13 protein-coding genes are annotated in these 15,855 nt (G+C 63.6%); 4 read left to right on the forward strand and 9 right to left on the reverse strand.

The genetic code is table 11. The features are described from left to right. Nucleotides 1–163: 163 nt before the first annotated feature. On the reverse strand, nucleotides 164–1,363 hold the full coding sequence (gene glgA, locus J2S96_RS19305; RefSeq protein WP_306867218.1) for a glycogen synthase: 1,200 nt from the start codon (nucleotides 1,361–1,363) through the stop codon (nucleotides 164–166). A 103-nt stretch (nucleotides 1,364–1,466) separates the two neighbouring features. Here glgA and glgC point away from each other — a divergent pair, with 103 nt between their 5' ends. Then, a complete protein-coding gene (gene glgC, locus J2S96_RS19310) occupies nucleotides 1,467–2,849 on the forward strand; it encodes a glucose-1-phosphate adenylyltransferase (protein WP_306867221.1) in 1,383 nt (460 codons plus the stop codon). 99 nt (nucleotides 2,850–2,948) lie between these two features. After that, nucleotides 2,949–4,400 carry an SDR family oxidoreductase gene (locus J2S96_RS19315; RefSeq protein WP_306867224.1) on the forward strand — a complete coding sequence of 484 codons (1,452 nt, stop codon included), beginning with the start codon at nucleotides 2,949–2,951 and terminating at the stop codon, nucleotides 4,398–4,400. Between the two features lie 25 nt (nucleotides 4,401–4,425). Here J2S96_RS19315 and J2S96_RS19320 read toward each other — a convergent pair whose 3' ends face one another. The 3 genes from J2S96_RS19320 to J2S96_RS19330 all read right to left on the reverse strand — a co-directional run bounded on the left by J2S96_RS19320 (nucleotide 4,426) and on the right by J2S96_RS19330 (nucleotide 7,829). Further along, on the reverse strand, nucleotides 4,426–5,277 hold the full coding sequence (locus J2S96_RS19320) for a transglutaminase family protein (RefSeq protein WP_306867226.1): 852 nt from the start codon (nucleotides 5,275–5,277) through the stop codon (nucleotides 4,426–4,428). After that, the gene (locus J2S96_RS19325; protein WP_306867229.1) at nucleotides 5,274–6,200 is read right to left on the reverse strand and encodes an alpha-E domain-containing protein; all 927 of its coding nucleotides are present in this window, start codon (nucleotides 6,198–6,200) and stop codon (nucleotides 5,274–5,276) included. Before J2S96_RS19325 ends, J2S96_RS19320 begins: the two co-directional genes overlap by 4 nt. 72 nt (nucleotides 6,201–6,272) lie before the next feature. Next, complete coding sequence (locus J2S96_RS19330) at nucleotides 6,273–7,829, reverse strand: circularly permuted type 2 ATP-grasp protein (RefSeq protein ID WP_306867232.1); 1,557 nt, start codon at nucleotides 7,827–7,829, stop codon at nucleotides 6,273–6,275. Between the two features lie 167 nt (nucleotides 7,830–7,996). On the opposite strand from J2S96_RS19330, the gene J2S96_RS19335 reads away from it, so the two are divergent. Further along, nucleotides 7,997–8,986 (forward strand): YeiH family protein, encoded by a 990-nt coding sequence (locus J2S96_RS19335; RefSeq protein WP_306867235.1) that lies wholly within the window; start codon nucleotides 7,997–7,999, stop codon nucleotides 8,984–8,986. A 4-nt stretch (nucleotides 8,987–8,990) separates the two neighbouring features. After that, on the forward strand, nucleotides 8,991–11,630 hold the full coding sequence (gene pepN / locus J2S96_RS19340; protein ID WP_306867238.1) for an aminopeptidase N: 2,640 nt from the start codon (nucleotides 8,991–8,993) through the stop codon (nucleotides 11,628–11,630). 21 nt (nucleotides 11,631–11,651) lie between these two features. Here the strand turns inward: pepN and J2S96_RS19345 are convergent, their stop codons facing one another. The 5 genes from J2S96_RS19345 to J2S96_RS19365 all read right to left on the reverse strand — a co-directional run bounded on the left by J2S96_RS19345 (nucleotide 11,652) and on the right by J2S96_RS19365 (nucleotide 15,839). After that, nucleotides 11,652–12,749, reverse strand: coding sequence for a lipoate--protein ligase family protein (locus J2S96_RS19345; protein ID WP_370873170.1), 1,098 nt, complete (start codon nucleotides 12,747–12,749; stop codon nucleotides 11,652–11,654). 81 nt (nucleotides 12,750–12,830) lie between these two features. After that, nucleotides 12,831–13,088: a type B 50S ribosomal protein L31 gene (locus J2S96_RS19350; protein WP_009358283.1), complete on the reverse strand. Its 258-nt coding sequence runs from the start codon at nucleotides 13,086–13,088 to the stop codon at nucleotides 12,831–12,833. 156 nt (nucleotides 13,089–13,244) lie between these two features. After that, nucleotides 13,245–13,382: an HPr family phosphocarrier protein gene (locus J2S96_RS19355; protein WP_306867265.1), complete on the reverse strand. Its 138-nt coding sequence runs from the start codon at nucleotides 13,380–13,382 to the stop codon at nucleotides 13,245–13,247. A 100-nt stretch (nucleotides 13,383–13,482) separates the two neighbouring features. Further along, nucleotides 13,483–14,331, reverse strand: a complete 849-nt coding sequence (locus tag J2S96_RS19360) for a PRD domain-containing protein (protein WP_306867270.1) — start codon at nucleotides 14,329–14,331, stop codon at nucleotides 13,483–13,485. Between the two features lie 89 nt (nucleotides 14,332–14,420). Beyond that, nucleotides 14,421–15,839: a glycoside hydrolase family 1 protein gene (locus J2S96_RS19365; protein WP_306867273.1), complete on the reverse strand. Its 1,419-nt coding sequence runs from the start codon at nucleotides 15,837–15,839 to the stop codon at nucleotides 14,421–14,423. Nucleotides 15,840–15,855 lie beyond the last annotated feature (16 nt).

Genomic DNA, 15,855 nt, shown 5'->3' on the forward strand with positions numbered 1-15,855 from the left:
AGCTAAAAAGCCCCCCCCCTTTATTGCATATAAAACCACTATCCATGGGGGCGGTCCCGGTATGTTCAAATTCCGGGGTAACTTTGCGCCCCCCGGCCCCCGCCCCCCCGGGGGGGCGCGGCGCCGTCGTCGTTCTTTCCCAAGCAACCCGCGGGGCGGGAGGTCAGGGAGCGAGGACTGAACGATAGACCTCAAGGGTTGTTTCGGTGATCGACTCCCAGGAAAAATGCTCCTCCGCCCGGACACGGCCCGCGGCGCCCATGACCTTGGCCCGCTCAGGATCGGACACAACTTCATTGAGGGCAGCGGCAAAGTCCGCAACGAACTTTTCGGGGTCCAGCGGGGTGCCGGTACCGTCCGTGACCTGCTCCAGCTCCACCAGCAGCCCGGTTTCACCGTGCTGGACCACTTCGGGGATGCCGCCCGTGGCGCTTGCCACCACTGCTGCGCCACAGGCCATGGCTTCGAGGTTGACGATGCCGAGCGGCTCGTAGATCGACGGGCAAGCGAACGCCGTGGCATGGCTAAGGACCTGGATGAGCTCATGCCTCGGAAGCATGCGTTCGATGACCAGGACACCTTGCCGTTTGCTTTGCAGGTCCTCGATGAGCCGGGCAGTTTCCGCTGCGAGTTCCGGAGTGTCCGCCGCACCCAGGCAAAGTACCAGCTGCACGTCTTCCGGGAGGCTCGCCGCGGCCCTCAGGAGGTAGGGAACGCCCTTCTGCCGGGTGTTGCGCCCGACGAACACCACGCTGGGCTTGGACGGGTCGATGCCCAGGGCGCGAATTGCGTCTTCGCCGTGGTCCGGCTGCCACATATCGACGTCGATGCCGTTGTGGACCACCCGGACCTTGGCCGGATCGACGTTCGGATAGCTACGCAGGATGTCCTTCCGCATACCCTCCGAGACGGCGATGATGGCCGCGGCGGCCTCATAGGCGGTCTTTTCAACCCATGAGGACAAAGCGTAGCCACCGCCCAACTGCTCCGCCTTCCACGGCCGCAACGGCTCCAGGCTATGGGCACTGAGCACATGGGGTATCCCATGCAACAAGGACGCCAAGTGGCCGGCCATGTTTGCGTACCAGGTATGGGAATGGACCAGGTCCGCTCCGGCGACGTCCGGCACGATGCGCAAATCCACCCCGAGGGTCTGCACGGCGGCATTGGCCGCCTGCAGGTCATCCGGGGTGGAATACGACGTCACCGTTGCCCCGTGGAAGTCCGCATCACGGGGCGCGCCAAAGGCACGCACCTGCAGATCCACGTGTTTTGCAAGGACGCGGCTGAGCTCGGCAACATGCACACCGGCCCCGCCATAGATTTCGGGTGGAAACTCTTTAGTCACAATGTCTACGCGCACGCTACCTAACGTAGTCGTTCCGGAGTATGTGTTCTAGTGTGAAAGGGTCCGGCAACCCGGGCTTTTTCGGGGGCTATAAAGACGTACAGGGAGAACAAACACCATGGCGTTGAAGAAAGTATTGTCAATTGTGTTGGCTGGCGGCGAAGGAAACCGCCTTATGCCATTGACGGCAGACAGGGCCAAACCTGCAGTGCCGTTTGCGGGAGGGTATCGCTTGATCGATTTCGCTCTCTCGAATCTGGTCAATTCCGGGTACCTGCAGATCGTGGTGTTGACCCAGTACAAGTCCCACAGCCTTGACCGCCATATTTCGGAGACCTGGAGGATGTCCACCCAGCTGGGCAGGTACGTTGCCTCGGTTCCGGCCCAACAGCGCGTGGGCAAGAGCTGGTTCCTTGGCAGCGCGAATGCCATCTACCAGTCCCTGAACCTCATTCACGACGCCGACCCGGACATTGTGGTGGTGGTCGGAGCAGACCACGTCTACCGCATGGACTTCCAGCAAATGGTCCAACAGCATGTGGCCAGCGGAGCCAAAGCGACAGTTGCGGCCGTGCGCCAGCCTCTGAGCATGGCCAACCAGTTCGGCGTGATCGAGGTCGACAAAAACGATCCCCAGAAGATTTCGGCGTTCGTGGAAAAGCCCGCTGAAACCGAGGGCCTCGCCGCCGACCCCACGCAGTTCCTCGCCTCGATGGGCAACTATGTTTTCGACGCCGACGCCCTGGTGGAAGCACTTCGCATTGATGCGGAGCGGCTGGACACCAAGCACGACATGGGCGGGGACATCATCCCTTACTTCGTGTCCCAGGGTGAGGCCGGCGTCTACGACTTCACGCTCAACGACATTCCCGGATCCACCGACCGTGACCGCACCTATTGGCGCGACGTTGGCACCATCGATTCCTTCTATGACGCCCACATGGACCTGATTTCCCCGGTCCCCGTGTTCAACCTGTACAACTCGGAATGGCCCATCTACACGCGGCAGAGCATTTCTCCGCCGGCCAAGTTTGTCCGGGGCGAAAACAGCACGGTCGGCACCGCCTTGGATTCCATCGTGGCCAGCGGCTCGGTCATCTCCGGGGGAATCGTGGAAGGCTCAGTCCTCTCGAACGATGTCTACGTTGGAACGGCCTCCAGGATCCAGGACTCGGTTTTGATGGACAAGGTGCGCATCGGCGAAGGCGCCGTGGTCAAGCGGGCCATCATCGACAAGAACGTGCAAGTACCTGCCGGGGCCGCAATTGGCTTGGATGCGGACCTTGACCGCGCCCGCGGCTTCAAGGTCACTGAATCCGGGATCACCGTTCTCTCCAAGGACCAGGTGGTGCCGGAGCCTGACGCTTCCGAACTCGCCATGGCTGCCGCGCACCGCCGCTCAGTGCCGGAAGCGATCAAGGCTGCCACGGAGAAGTTCCCCGACATCAGGGACTCCGCAGAGCAGGTCACGAAAATCCAGGCTTCCTCTGTAGAAGTCTGACCCGGCACCGAACAGCCCCCGGCCTCCCCGGCGACAGCGGCTCTCCAGCCCCTGCCGCCTGGGAGGCCTTGCTGTGCCCGAGCCTGTAAAATTGACCCAATGAGCCCCGCCGATTTGACGCCTGAAGAGATCCAGGCCTGCATCAAGGTCTTGAACACCATCCACGCCTACGACGAGGAGCACCCGGACTACGTCGCCATCCGGCGCGCTACGGGGAAGATGTTCAAAGCCGTCAAGCGCCATCGCCGGGTCACCAAGCGGGACGAGATCGCCGAAGCCGACCGCGCTGTCATCGCACTCACAGCCACAGCAGCTCCGGACAGGATCGACGACGAAACCCGCGGCAACAAGCTGGCCACCTCGGCCACGGGCGAAATCGCAGGCCACCTCATCAGGTCCCGGCCCTGCTACATCTGCAAGCAGCACTACACGCAGGTAGACGCGTTCTACCACCAGTTGTGCCCCGAGTGCGCGGCGTTCAGCCACAGTAAGCGCGATGCCCGCACGGACCTCAGCGGGCGCCGCGCGCTCCTTACGGGCGGGCGCGCCAAGATCGGCATGTACATCGCGCTCAGGCTGCTCCGCGACGGCGCACACACCACCATCACCACCCGCTTCCCCAAGGACGCGGCACGCCGCTTTGCCGCCATGGAGGACAGCGCGGACTGGTTGCACCGGCTCAGGATCGTGGGCATCGACCTTCGTGACCCCTCACAGGTCATGGCCCTTACCGACTCGCTCAACGAGGCCGGCCCCCTCGACATCATCATCAACAATGCCGCCCAGACGGTCCGCCGTTCAGGGAATGCGTACAAGCCCTTGGTAGACGCCGAGGATGAACCGCTTCCGGAGGCCCTGCAGGCAGCCAACGGCGGCCCGGAGCTGGTCACGTTCGGCCATGCCCACGACAAGCACCCGTTGGCCCTCACCCACAGCGTCACCGAACATCCCGTGCTCGCCGGGGATGCGATTACCTCGCTTGCGCTGTCCACGGGTTCCGCGTCTTTGGAGCGCATCGCGACAGGTACCGCGGTCGACGCCGGCGGACTGGTTCCGGACCTTGCGACGATCAACAGCTGGACCCAAGTGGTGGACGAAGTCGATCCGCTGGAAATGCTGGAGGTCCAGCTCTGCAACGTTACGGCGCCGTTCCTCCTGGTCAGCCGGCTCCGTGGGGCCATGAAGCGTTCCACCGCACGCCGGAAGTACATCGTGAACGTCTCGGCCATGGAGGGGCAGTTCTCCCGCGCCTACAAAGGCCCAGGGCACCCGCATACCAACATGGCGAAGGCCGCGTTGAACATGATGACCCGGACCAGCGCTCAAGAGATGCTGGACAGTGACGGGATCCTGATGACCGCCGTCGATACCGGATGGATCACGGACGAACGCCCGCATTACACTAAGGTCCGGCTCATGGAGGAAGGCTTCCACGCGCCCCTCGACCTCGTGGATGGGGCGGCACGTGTTTACGATCCCATCGTCATGGGAGAAAAGGGCGAAGACCAGTACGGCGTCTTCCTGAAGGACTACAAGCCCTCCCCCTGGTAATAGCCAGGCGGAGGGCCGGGCCTGGCTAAGCGAGCCGCGTGATTTCGACGGTCACGGTGAGGCCTGAGCCGCCGCCGCCGGACAAGATGCCCTTCAGCGGAGGAACATCCCGGTAGTCCCGGCCCCGTGCGACTGTGACGTGGAGATCCCCAGCAGGCTTGTGGTTTGTGGGATCCCAGCTGCGCCATTCGCCGTCCCACCATTCCAGCCAAGCGTGGGATTGGCCTGCGACGGTTTCGCCGATCTCGGCCGTAGGCCGTGGATGGATATAGCCGGACACGTACCGGGCCGGAATGCCGCAGCTGCGAAGCGAGCCGATGGCCAAGTGGGCCAGGTCCTGGCAAACTCCCTGACGCTGGTTCCAGGCTTCCTCGGCGTTGGTGGTGACTCCCGTGGTGCCCTTCATATAGCTCATCTCGCCGCGCATCCACTCGAAAACCGCCAGGGCAGTCTCGTGCGGGTTCTTGCCGGCCACGACGGCGGGAATGATGCCGAGGACCTCCTCCCCCGGACCTGTGAGCTGCGACTGTGGCAACCAGTCGCTGAACTGGTCCCGGATGCCGTCGGAAGCCATCACATCCCAGCCGACGATCTCTTCGTCCAAGGCCACCCGCTCCACCCGGTGGACCTCGACGGTGGTGGTGGCCACCACTTCGAGTCGCTCGTGCGGCATCTGCATATCGAAGGCAGTCACGCGGGTGCCCCAATAGTCACGGTAGGTGCTAACGGCAGCTTGCGACGGCGCGATCTTCAGCGAGGATTCAAGGACCACCTGTTGTGGATCAGTCAGTGGCGTCATGCGTGCCTCGTTGTACGACAGGGTCACGCGGCGGTTGTATTTGTAGGCCGTCTTATGGACGATGCTCAGCCGGGTCATGAAACTTCTCCCACCCAGGCCAGTTCATCCGCCTGATTGAAGTACTTACGGGAAATCGCGTCCGAGGCCTGCGTTACGGCCTTCTGCACCCGGTCCATATGCTCGGGCAGCTCGGACATGAGATCGTCCGTGCGATGGAATTCAAGGAAGGTACGCGCCTGGCCGACGATCCGCCGGGCGTCATTCATGAAGCCCACCCGCTGCGCCGAGGGATCCAACTTGGCCAGGCATTCGTCGGCGTCGCGCAGGGCGAAGACGATGGAGCGCGGAAACAGTCGGTCCAGCAGGAGGAACTCGGCAGCGTGTTGGTCTCCGAAGGCCGCCCGACGCGTCCGAAGGAACGACTCATAGGCGCCGGCACAACGCAACATGTTCACCCAGGACATTCCAGCGGAGAGTACATCCCTGGTGGACAGCATCCGTGCGGTCATATCGGCACGTTCAAGCGAGCGGCCAAGGACTAGGAAAAGCCAGCTTTCGTCGTGGCTCACCGTGGTATCCGCGAGGCCCCTGACCATCGCGGTGCGTTCCAGTACCCAGTTGCAGAAGCGGTACGTACCCACGACGTCCTTGCGGTGCTGGTTCAGCCCGTAGTACGTGGTGTTGAGGCTCTCCCACAAGGAAGATGACACGGTCTCGCGAGCCCGCCGCGCGTTCTCCCGGGCAGCCCCCAAGGAACCGGCAATGGAGGTGGCACTTGTCTTGTCGTAGGCGAGAGCGTGGAGCAGTTCAGGCAAGCCGAATTCCTCACTCTGCGGCCTGGCTCCCATGACAGCGAGGAGTTCCCTGGCCACGCTGCGTTGCTCCTCGAGCGGCAGGTGGTTCAGGCGTTCGAGGTGGACGTCCAGGATTCGGGCCGTTCCGTCGGCCCGCTCCACGTAACGGCCGATCCAGAAAAGGGATTCAGCAATGCGGCTCAGCATGGGGCCGTGCCTCCTTCGGGTCCTGCGTTGTGACGATGAATGTATCCAGCTCCGGCACCATGGCGTGGCGGATCACTGCTGTTGGTCCGATTGGCGGTCCCGCCAGTTGCTTTCAACCGGCCAGACCGAAACCTGTTCACGGACTGTGATGGGTGCCCGGGGCAGCTCTGTTGCCGGCAGTTGCGGGGAGTCCGAGAGAACCCAGGTGTCCTTGGAGCCACCACCTTGGGAAGAGTTCACGATCAGCGAGCCTTCCTTCAACGCCACCCGGGTCAGCCCGCCGGGCAACACCCAGACGTCGTCGCCGTCGTTGACCGCGAACGGACGCAGGTCCACGTGCCGGGGCCCGAAGCGGTCCCCGGAGAGCGTGGGCACGGTGGAAAGCTGCAACACAGGCTGGGCGATCCATCCGCGCGGGTCAGCCAAGACCCGCTTCCGCAAAGCATCCAGCTCCTCCCGGGACGCGTCCGGACCAATTACCAGGCCCTTGCCTCCAGACCCGTCCACCGGCTTGACGACGAGTTCCTCAAGCCGGTCGAGCACCTGCTCAAGGGCTTCCTTCTCTTCCAGCCTGAAGGTCTCCACGTTGGCGATAACCGGCTCTTCGTGCAGGTAGTAGCGAATCAGGTCAGGGACGTAGGAGTAGACCAGCTTGTCATCAGCCACCCCGTTGCCTACCGCGTTCGCGATCGTCACCCCGCCTGCCCGGGCCGCGTTCACCAGCCCTGGACAACCGAGCATGGAATCGGAGCGGAACTGCAATGGATCCAGGAACTCGTCATCAATCCGCTTGTAAATGACGTCCACGCGCTGTTCACCGGCGGTGGTACGCATGTATACCCGGTTTCCGCGGCAGATCAGGTCCCGGCCCTCGACCAGTTCAACGCCCATCAGCCCGGCCAGCAGGGTGTGTTCGAAGTAGGCGCTGTTGAACACCCCGGGGGTCAACACCACCACAGTGGGGTCATCCACCCCCGAGGGCGCCGTCTTGCGCAACGCCGAAAGCAAGCGGCGCGGGTATTCCTCGACCGGACGGATCTGCTGCTGTCCGAAAGCCTCCGGCAAACCTTTTGCCATCGCACGCCGGTTCTCCAACACATAGGACACTCCGGACGGCACGCGGACATTGTCCTCCAACACCCGGAACGTGCCCGCAGCATCGCGGATCACGTCGATACCGGACACATGCACGCGCACGCCGCCGGCTGGCTCGAAACCGTGCACCGCCCGGTGGAAATGCGCACTCGTGGTCACCAACGCCCGCGGCACCACGCCGTCCGCAACAACGGCCATCCGTCCATAGACATCGTCCAGGAAAGCCTCCAACGCCTTGACGCGCTGCTTGACCCCCCGCTCAAGAACATCCCACTCGTCAGCCGGAATCACACGCGGCACGATATCCAACGGGAAGGGCCGCTCCTCCCCCGCGTAGTCGAAGGTCACGCCCCGGTCCAAGAAGGTCCGCCCCATCGACTCGGCACGGGCGCTCACATCGCCAAGCGAAAGCTCGCGGAGTGCGCCATCCACTTGGCCGTAGGATTTTCGGGCAACCGTGCCCGGGGCGAACATTTCGTCGTAGGCGCCGGAACGCGCGGCGGCCTCGGAGTAATCCCGGAATAGCTCTGACATGGGATTCAGACAATCACCTTTTCGATTACGAACGCATTTCGCGTTCTGCATGTCGCGACACCAAGTGTGATCCCGGTTCGCATTTCAGCGCCTGCATGCATCAAGGTTGACGAATGCACCCCAAGCGTCTAACGATCCACGTGTCCCGACTGGGAGCCGGGATAATCATGGCAGTGACAGCCACTGGACTTGCCTTCACTGTCCATGCCCTGCTTCCCCCCATCCCTGCCATGACAGCGGCTGTAGCGCTGGGTTTGTTAGCTGCAAATATACCGGGCACAGCGGCATGGGCTGCCGGACGCGCCCGCCCGGGCCTGGACTTCGCCGGCAAGCACCACATGCGTGCAGGGATCGTACTGCTCGGCCTGAAGGTCAGCGTTGTCGATGTCCTCAACCTTGGCTGGTTTTCGCTCTTCCTGATTGCCGCCGTCGTGCTGCTCAGTTTCGCCGGCACGTACGGGCTGGCCCGCCTCGTGAAGCTCCCCAAGGACGGTGCCCTCCTGATAGCAACCGGCTTCTCCATTTGCGGTGCCTCGGCGATCGGAGCCATGGCCGCAGTGCGTCGCATCCGGCACCAGGACACCGTCTTGCCAGTTGCCCTGGTGACCCTTTGCGGCACGCTCGCCATCGGCGTCCTGCCCCTGCTCATGCACCCCTTGGGCCTGAGTCCCCAACAATTCGGCGCATGGACGGGCGCCTCCGTGCACGACGTCGGGCAAGTAGTCGCAACGGCACAGACAGCCGGTCCCGTGGCCCTGGCGCTCGCCGTCGTCGTGAAACTAACGCGCGTGGTCCTCCTGGCCCCCATCGTTGCCGGAGCCGGCATTACGCAACGGTGGTCGATGCGACGGAAATCGTGCAACAGCACAGAGGCAAACGACGACGGCGGCAAGTTCCCGCCGATCGTCCCGCTCTTCGTACTCGGGTTCATCGCGATGGTGGCATTGCGCTCCACGGGCTGGTCGGGCCCGGGCGTCCTGGACGCCGCGGGAGGACTACAGGACATCCTGCTCGCGTCTGCCTTGTTCGGGCTGGGCTCAGCGGTCCGTGTGCGCACGCTGATGCATACAGGCGGCCGCGCCGTGCTGGTTGCGCTCGGCTCCTGGTTCCTTATCGTCCTGCTGGGCTTGGGCGCCGTCTTGCTCATGATTAGATAGCTGGGTGTCGAATCACAACTTGGCGCGCGCTGAGGCCGCCACCCGTTCAGCCCTGATCAGCACCCACAGCTACGATGTCTCCCTTGACGTCCGCGAAGCAGCGGATGCCGCGGTGGCGGGGTACACAAGCCGCAGCGTCATCAACTTTTCGGCCGAGCCTGGCTCCTCCACCTTCCTGGACTTCATCCACGGTGGAGTGCACAGCGTCTTCCTCAACGGGAAAGGCCTGGACGTCGCCGAGGTAGTGGACGGCGACAGGATCCACCTCCGCAATCTCCAGGCTGAAAATCAGGTCACGGTCACCGGAACCGCCCTTTACAGCCGGTCCGGAGAGGGCATGCACCGTTTCGTCGACCCCGCCGACGGACAGTGCTACCTCTACACCCAGTACGAACCGGCGGATGCCCGCCGCGTCTTCGCGAATTTCGAACAGCCGGACCTGAAGGCCGAATTCACCTTCCACGTCATGGCGCCTTCTGAGTGGCATGTGGCCTCCAACGGTGCCGAACTTGCCCGGACGCAACTGACGAGCGATCCGGCAACGAGCCGCTGGGACTTCGCAACCACCGAGCGGATGTCCACGTACATCACCACCGTCCTCGCCGGACCCTATTTCCGCGCCACGGACCACTGGAGCAAAACGCTCGACGACGGGACGAGCCTTGAAGTTCCGCTCGCCCTCTATTGCCGCGCATCCATGCAGGAGTCCTTCGACACAGCCGAGCTCTTCCGGCTGACGAAAAACGGCCTGGACTTCTTCAACGACCTCTTCGACTATCCGTATCCCTGGGGCAAGTACGATCAGGCGTTCGTGCCGGAGTACAACCTTGCTGCAATGGAGAATCCCGGCCTGGTCACCTTCACCGAGAAATACGTCTTTACTTCGCGGGCCACCGATGCCCAGTACCAGGCGCGCGCCAATACCCTCATGCACGAGATGGCCCACATGTGGTTCGGAGACCTCGTGACCATGACCTGGTGGGACGATCTCTGGCTCAAGGAATCCTTCGCCGACTACATGGGTACCCTCGGCGTGGACAAAGCCACGGACTGGGACAGTGCCTGGGTGAATTTCGCGAGCAAGCGCAAGTCCTGGGCATACGTGCAGGACCAGTTGCCCACGACGCACCCCATCGTTGCGGACATTCCGGACCTGGAAGCCGCCAAGCAGAACTTTGATGGCATTACGTATGCCAAAGGCGCATCGGTCCTGAAGCAATTGGTGGCCTACGTCGGCTTCGAGGCGTTCATTGCCGGATCGCGGCGCTATTTCAAAGATCACGAGTATGGCAACACGTCCCTGGCCGACCTCCTCGAAGCCCTGGGCACAGCCTCGGGCCGGGATCTTGGAACCTGGGCCCGGCAGTGGCTGCAGACCTCGGGGATCTCCACCATTGCGGCGGAGATCACAGGGAGCGGAGATTCCATGGCCGCGGTGACCCTGCGCCAGGACTCCGTGGATCCCATCACGGGCGAACAAGAACACCGGCCGCACCGGCTCAGGATCGGCCTCTACAACTTTGACGACGGCGGCCAGTTGCTCCGCACGGAGGGCATCGAGTTCGACGTCGACGGCGCCGACACCACGGTGGGCGAACTCGCGGGCAAGCCGCGCCCGGCCCTCCTTCTCGTCAACGACGACGACCTCAGCTATGCCAAGGTCCGCCTGGATGCAGGGTCCGAAGCGACAGTACGTTCCTCCTTGGACCGGCTCAGCGATCCCATGGCCCGGGCCTTGTGCTGGACAGCCCTGTGGGATTCAGCGCGAGACGCCGTCACACCGGCGGCGCTGTACGTCGCCGCCGTCGAACGCTTCGCCCCCGCCGAGTCAGGAATCGGCGTCCTCCTCAACGTTCTGGGCAACGCCGTGACCGCCGTCGAACGCTATGTCCCGGCACCGCAACGGCAGGGGATCCGCGAGAGCCTGATGGCGAGCAGCGCGATGCAACTGCGAAACTCCGCGCCGGGTTCGGACCAGCAACTCGCGTGGGCCAGGACCCTGGCCGAATTGTCGCGCCACGACGGCGCCTACGTCGAGTTCTTCCGCGGCATTCTCTCCGGCAGCGTCACGGTGGACGGCCTGACAGTGGATGCGGACCTTCGGTGGAGCCTTTGGCAAGCATTGGCAGCCAACGGAGCAGCAGGGCTGTCGGAACTGGATGCCGAGCTCGCCTTGGACCACACTGCCGCGGGACGCGAAGGCCATGCGCTGGCAGCAGCTGCCCGCCCGGATGCGGCCGTCAAGGCGGCCGCATGGAATGCCGCAATCAACGACGCCGGGCTCTCCAACGAGATTCTGAGCGCGACAATCGCGGGTTTCTCCCTTGCCCCGTCCGGGCTCCTGGACGGCTTCACGGAACCGTACTTCGACTGCCTGGAGGATGTCTGGCAGTCCCGGAGCATCGAGATCGCGGGCCGGATTGTCCGCGGCTTGTTCCCCGCGGCCCAGGACCTGGAACCCGGGATGGCTCCGGCAGATCATCCGGTGCTTCGGCGCACGGACGATTGGCTTAGTACCCACACGGCGGCTCCGCGGGCGCTGCGTCGCATCGTCATCGAGCAGCGCAGCCATCTGTTCCGCGCCCTCACGGCCCAAGCCGCCGGCGCTTCGGAAGAAGGCACTCTACCGCTGCAGCAGGGGTGAACCAGGAGCCGGGCGGAGTAGCTAGGGAACGCGGTGAAGCCATTCTTCGGTGCCGAACTTTGACTGCACCCGCTCCCGTGCTGTTGCCAATTCGTCGTCGGTGATGCTGGACACTATGGCGCCGTAGCGTTCGGTGAACACCGCCTGCATGGCCTCGATGATTTCCGTCCGGGCCAGGCCGGTCTGCCGCCTAAGGGGATCCACGCGCTTCTTTGCACTGCGGGTGCCTTTGTCGGAAAGCTTTTCCTTGCCGATGCGCAGGACCTCGACCATCTTGTCGGCGTCGATGTCGTAGCTCAGGGTGACGTGGTGCAGCATGCCGCCGTTGGCGAGGCGCTTTTGCGCGGCACCGCCGATCTTGCCTTGCTCGGTGGCGATGTCATTGAGGGGGACGTAGAACGCCGTAATCCCCAGTTTTTCGAGGGCAGCCATGACCCATGCGTCCAGGAACGCATAGGAATCGGCAAAGCTGATCCCATCCACCAGGCTCTGTGGCACATAGAGCGAATAGGTGATGCAGTTTCCGGCCTCCATGAACATTGCTCCCCCGCCGCTGATGCGGCGGACCACCGTGATGCCGTGGCGGGCCACGCCGTCGGGATCCACCTCGTTGCGGAAAGACTGGAAACTGCCGATCACGACTGATGGCTCTTCCCAGTCCCAGAAGCGCAGCGTGGGATTGCGGAGCCCGGCCCCGACTTGCTCGGTGAGGACCTCGTCCAGCGCCACGTTGAGGCGGGTGGGAAGGATCGACGGCGGGATGACCTCCCACTGATGGTCCGCCCATCCGCTGGCCTTGGACAGCGCCCTGCGGACCGCGACGGCAACGGCGTCGGCAGAGAAGCCGAACAGGACGGCGCCGGGAGGCAGCGCGGCGGAGACAGCCGCGGAAATCTCCGCCGGCGTCGAACTTTCCGGGAGGCCCGTGAGCGCCCGGTTGATGTCCAGCAGGGCCTCGTCCGGTTCCAGGAAGAAGTCGCCGCTGAGCGAGACGCCGGCGAACCGCCCATCCACGACGTCGAGGTCCACCACCACGAGCTTTCCGCCGGGGACCTTGTATTCGCCATGGAGCCGTGGTTGATCGGATTGGAATGCCGCGCTGGAAGTCATGGTCTCCATCCTGCCGGAAAAGGCAAAAGCCCGCAGCCGCCGAAGCTACGGCGGGTGCGGGCTTTTACAGAAGCTTGGAGGTGAAGTTGATTACTTCTTGCCGCCGAAGCCCTTGAAGCGAGCGTTGAAGCGCTCGACGCGGCCTGCAGAGTCCATGATGCGCTGCTTGCCCGTGTAGAACGGGTGGGACTCGGAGGAGATTTCGACGTCGATGACCGGGTAGGTGTTGCCGTCTTCCCACTCGATGGTCTTGGAAGAAGACACGGTGGACTTGGTCAGGAACTTGACGCCGGAAGCCAGGTCGTTGAAGACAACAGCTTCGTACTTCGGGTGGATATCAGACTTCATAATGGGACCTTTGTTCGCGCAGCTGGATTTTGCCAGCTGCCAGGTATGAATGGATTCGAACCGCGCACTGAAAACAGATTCCCCGTGCCGGGCCAACAATCAATCATAGCGGAAAGCGCACCCTGCGACGAACAGCGTCGACACAGCCGCACCCTCCTATCTGTCCAGATCCGTTTCGACCAGGACGACCAACTTGTCCAGCGCCTCTTCGGCTCCGGCGCCTTGGGCGAAGAGTGCGGCGGGACGGGCGTGCAGGCCGGAGGCGCTGGCGACAATGGCCTTACGTTCAGGCATGGGGTCTCCTTCTCGGGGCGGGTTGTCAGCGTTTGGCAGGACAGAGCGAACTGGGTTGTTTGAATGCTGTGGAGGTGGGGCAAGTCCACAGCGGTGGGTTTCAGGCCGCTTCGGTCATATCCGCGACGAGGCGAGCGACGTGGAGCGCCAGGTACGCCACTTCATCGCGAGTCAACGAGGCGTCCAGGCCCATCTCCAGGAGGTACTGAATCTTGGCGGCACAGACCACTGCTTCCGGATGGCTCTGGATGATGGCATCCACCAGGACGGTGGACTTCTCGGATATTTGTTTTCCGGATGCGACCCGGCTGAAGAGATACCGCAGGTGAGTGACGAAGCGTGCCGCGTTCATGGACTGCTGGTCCACGGTGAAGCCGAACGTCTTGTCCACCAGCGCGAACGCCTGCGCGATAACACCGGTCATCTGCATGGCCTTCTCCATGCCAGGGATGGCGAACTGCGCGTTGACGAAGTGCATGGCCAGGGCCACCGCTTCGTCAACGTGCAACGTGACGCCCAAGGATTTCTCCACCAGCCCCAGTGCCTCGCGGCCAGTGGCCAATTCCTTCGGATATAGCTGGGACACTTCCCAGGCCAGCGGGAACTGGGCAGGAATGCCTTCCTGTAGCCGCTCGACAGCGAAACTCAGGTGATCGGCCAACGGCACAACGAGGGCCTGGCTGATCCGCAGATTAAGCCGCTCCCCCGCCAGCGCGGCCACTTCGCCGGCAGCGTTGAGACAGTCCAGCGGTATGTCGTCGAGGAAGCGGGCCAGCCGTTCCAGGTTGGTGTTCTCCGCCGCGACGAAGACCTGATCCGCGTCATCGCGGGAGATCACATCGCCCGGTTTGCGGCCATGACCCAGGCCGCGGCCGATAGCCACGAGATCTTTGCCGTCACCACCGACTGCCAAGACAGCGTTGTTGTTGAGCACGCGCTTGAGGTGCACGTCTCACCATTCCTTTCATCAGAAAATCAAGGGGTGGTGCGGGGTGGGACACCGCCCCGCACCACGATCCGGCGGAATCTGCCGGTAACTCAGTCGGAGAGTGACTCCCCGCCGGAGGCGATGACGTCCTGGTACCAGAAGAAACTGTCCTTCCGGATCCGGGCCAGTTCCTTCAGGTCATCCTCCGTACGGTCCACGTAGATAAAGCCGTACCGTTTGGAGATGCCCTGATGCGTGGACACCAGATCGATGGCCGTCCAGGGGCAGTAACCGAACACGTCCACGCCGTCGCTGATGGCCAGCTGGATCTGTTCCAGGTGTAGGCGCAGGAACTCGATCCGGTAGTGGTCCCGCACCCGCCCGTCCACCAGTTCATCGAAGGCCCCAAGGCCGTTCTCCGTGATGATCAGCGGCAGCCGGTACCGGTCCCAGAGGCGGCGCATGGTGCTGCGGAACCCCACGGGGTCGATCTCCCAGCCGAAGGCGTTGACCGGCAGGTGCTCGTTCTTCACTGCCCGGTACAGGCCGACCTCGCCGCGCACGATCTGCTGATCCCCGCCCCGCGTCTGGATGTCCGAGGCGTCGCCCCGAGACGCTCCCACAGTCTGCGTGGAGTAGTAGTTGAACGCCAGGAAATCCGGCTTCGCGGCGGCCAGCAGCTCCAGATCACCCTCACGGATCTCCGGGTCCCAGCCCTTGGCCTTCAAATACGCCCAGGCCAGATGGTGGTAGCTCCCCCGCACGGACAGGTCTAGGTAGAGGAGGTTTCGGATGGCGTCCCAGTCGTCCGCGGCCACCACGTCCTCTGGCGCGCAGCTGGCCGGGTAGACGGAGACGATGTTTGGCGCAGGACCGATCTTCGCCTCCGGCAGCAGCTCGTGGCAGAGCACCATCGCCTTCGCCTGCGCCAGGAACATGTGGTGGTTCTGCTGGTACAGCTCCCGCCCCTCCACTTGACCGCTGCGGCCCGTGGTGCCGATGGCCTTGCCGTGGAGGATCATCATGTTCTGCTCGTTGATGGTGAGCCACAACTTCACTTTGGAGCCGTACTCTTCGAACAGGATCCGGGCGTAGCGCTCGAAGGCGTCGATGGTGGAGCGCCGGGACCAGCCGCCCTCGGCATCGAGGGCAGCGGGCAGATCGAAGTGGTACATGGTCACCACGGGCTCGATACCGCGGGCCAGGAGCGCGTCGATCACGCTGTGGTAGTGCGCGACGCCGGCCTGGTTCACCTCGCCGTCGCCGTCGGGGATGACCCGGGTCCAGGCGATGGAGAATCGGTAGGCGGTCAGCCCCAGCTCAGCGAAGAGTTCCACGTCCTCGGCGAAGCGGTGGTAGTGGTCCGCCGCCACGGTGAAATCCGTGACGCCCTCAGGCCGGTGGATGTGGAGATCCACCACGGACGGACCCTTGCCATCGGCTTCCCAGCCGCCCTCCACCTGATAGGCAGAGGTGGAGGCGCCCCAGAGGAAATCCCCGGGGAACGGGGTCAGCTGCTCGTGCTGCATGCTGTGAGTCCTTTCC

Source organism: Arthrobacter bambusae, from assembly GCF_030812595.1.
Lineage (GTDB): Bacteria > Actinomycetota > Actinomycetes > Actinomycetales > Micrococcaceae > Arthrobacter > Arthrobacter bambusae_B.

What these genes read in the sequence shown, in the direction of transcription:
- J2S96_RS19320 (WP_306867226.1), bottom strand. Translation starts at nt 5,277, where the DNA reads ATGACCCGGCTGAGCATCGTCCATAAGACGGCCTACAAATACAACCGC.
- J2S96_RS19355 (WP_306867265.1), bottom strand. Translation starts at nt 13,382, where the DNA reads ATGCCTGAACGTAAGGCCATTGTCGCCAGCGCCTCCGGCCTGCACGCC.
- J2S96_RS19325 (WP_306867229.1), bottom strand. Translation starts at nt 6,200, where the DNA reads ATGCTGAGCCGCATTGCTGAATCCCTTTTCTGGATCGGCCGTTACGTG.
- J2S96_RS19365 (WP_306867273.1), bottom strand. Translation starts at nt 15,839, where the DNA reads ATGCAGCACGAGCAGCTGACCCCGTTCCCCGGGGATTTCCTCTGGGGC.
- J2S96_RS19315 (WP_306867224.1), top strand. Translation starts at nt 2,949, where the DNA reads ATGAGCCCCGCCGATTTGACGCCTGAAGAGATCCAGGCCTGCATCAAG.
- J2S96_RS19335 (WP_306867235.1), top strand. Translation starts at nt 7,997, where the DNA reads ATGGCAGTGACAGCCACTGGACTTGCCTTCACTGTCCATGCCCTGCTT.
- J2S96_RS19345 (WP_370873170.1), bottom strand. Translation starts at nt 12,749, where the DNA reads ATGGAGACCATGACTTCCAGCGCGGCATTCCAATCCGATCAACCACGG.
- glgC (WP_306867221.1), top strand. Translation starts at nt 1,467, where the DNA reads ATGGCGTTGAAGAAAGTATTGTCAATTGTGTTGGCTGGCGGCGAAGGA.
- J2S96_RS19350 (WP_009358283.1), bottom strand. Translation starts at nt 13,088, where the DNA reads ATGAAGTCTGATATCCACCCGAAGTACGAAGCTGTTGTCTTCAACGAC.
- J2S96_RS19330 (WP_306867232.1), bottom strand. Translation starts at nt 7,829, where the DNA reads ATGTCAGAGCTATTCCGGGATTACTCCGAGGCCGCCGCGCGTTCCGGC.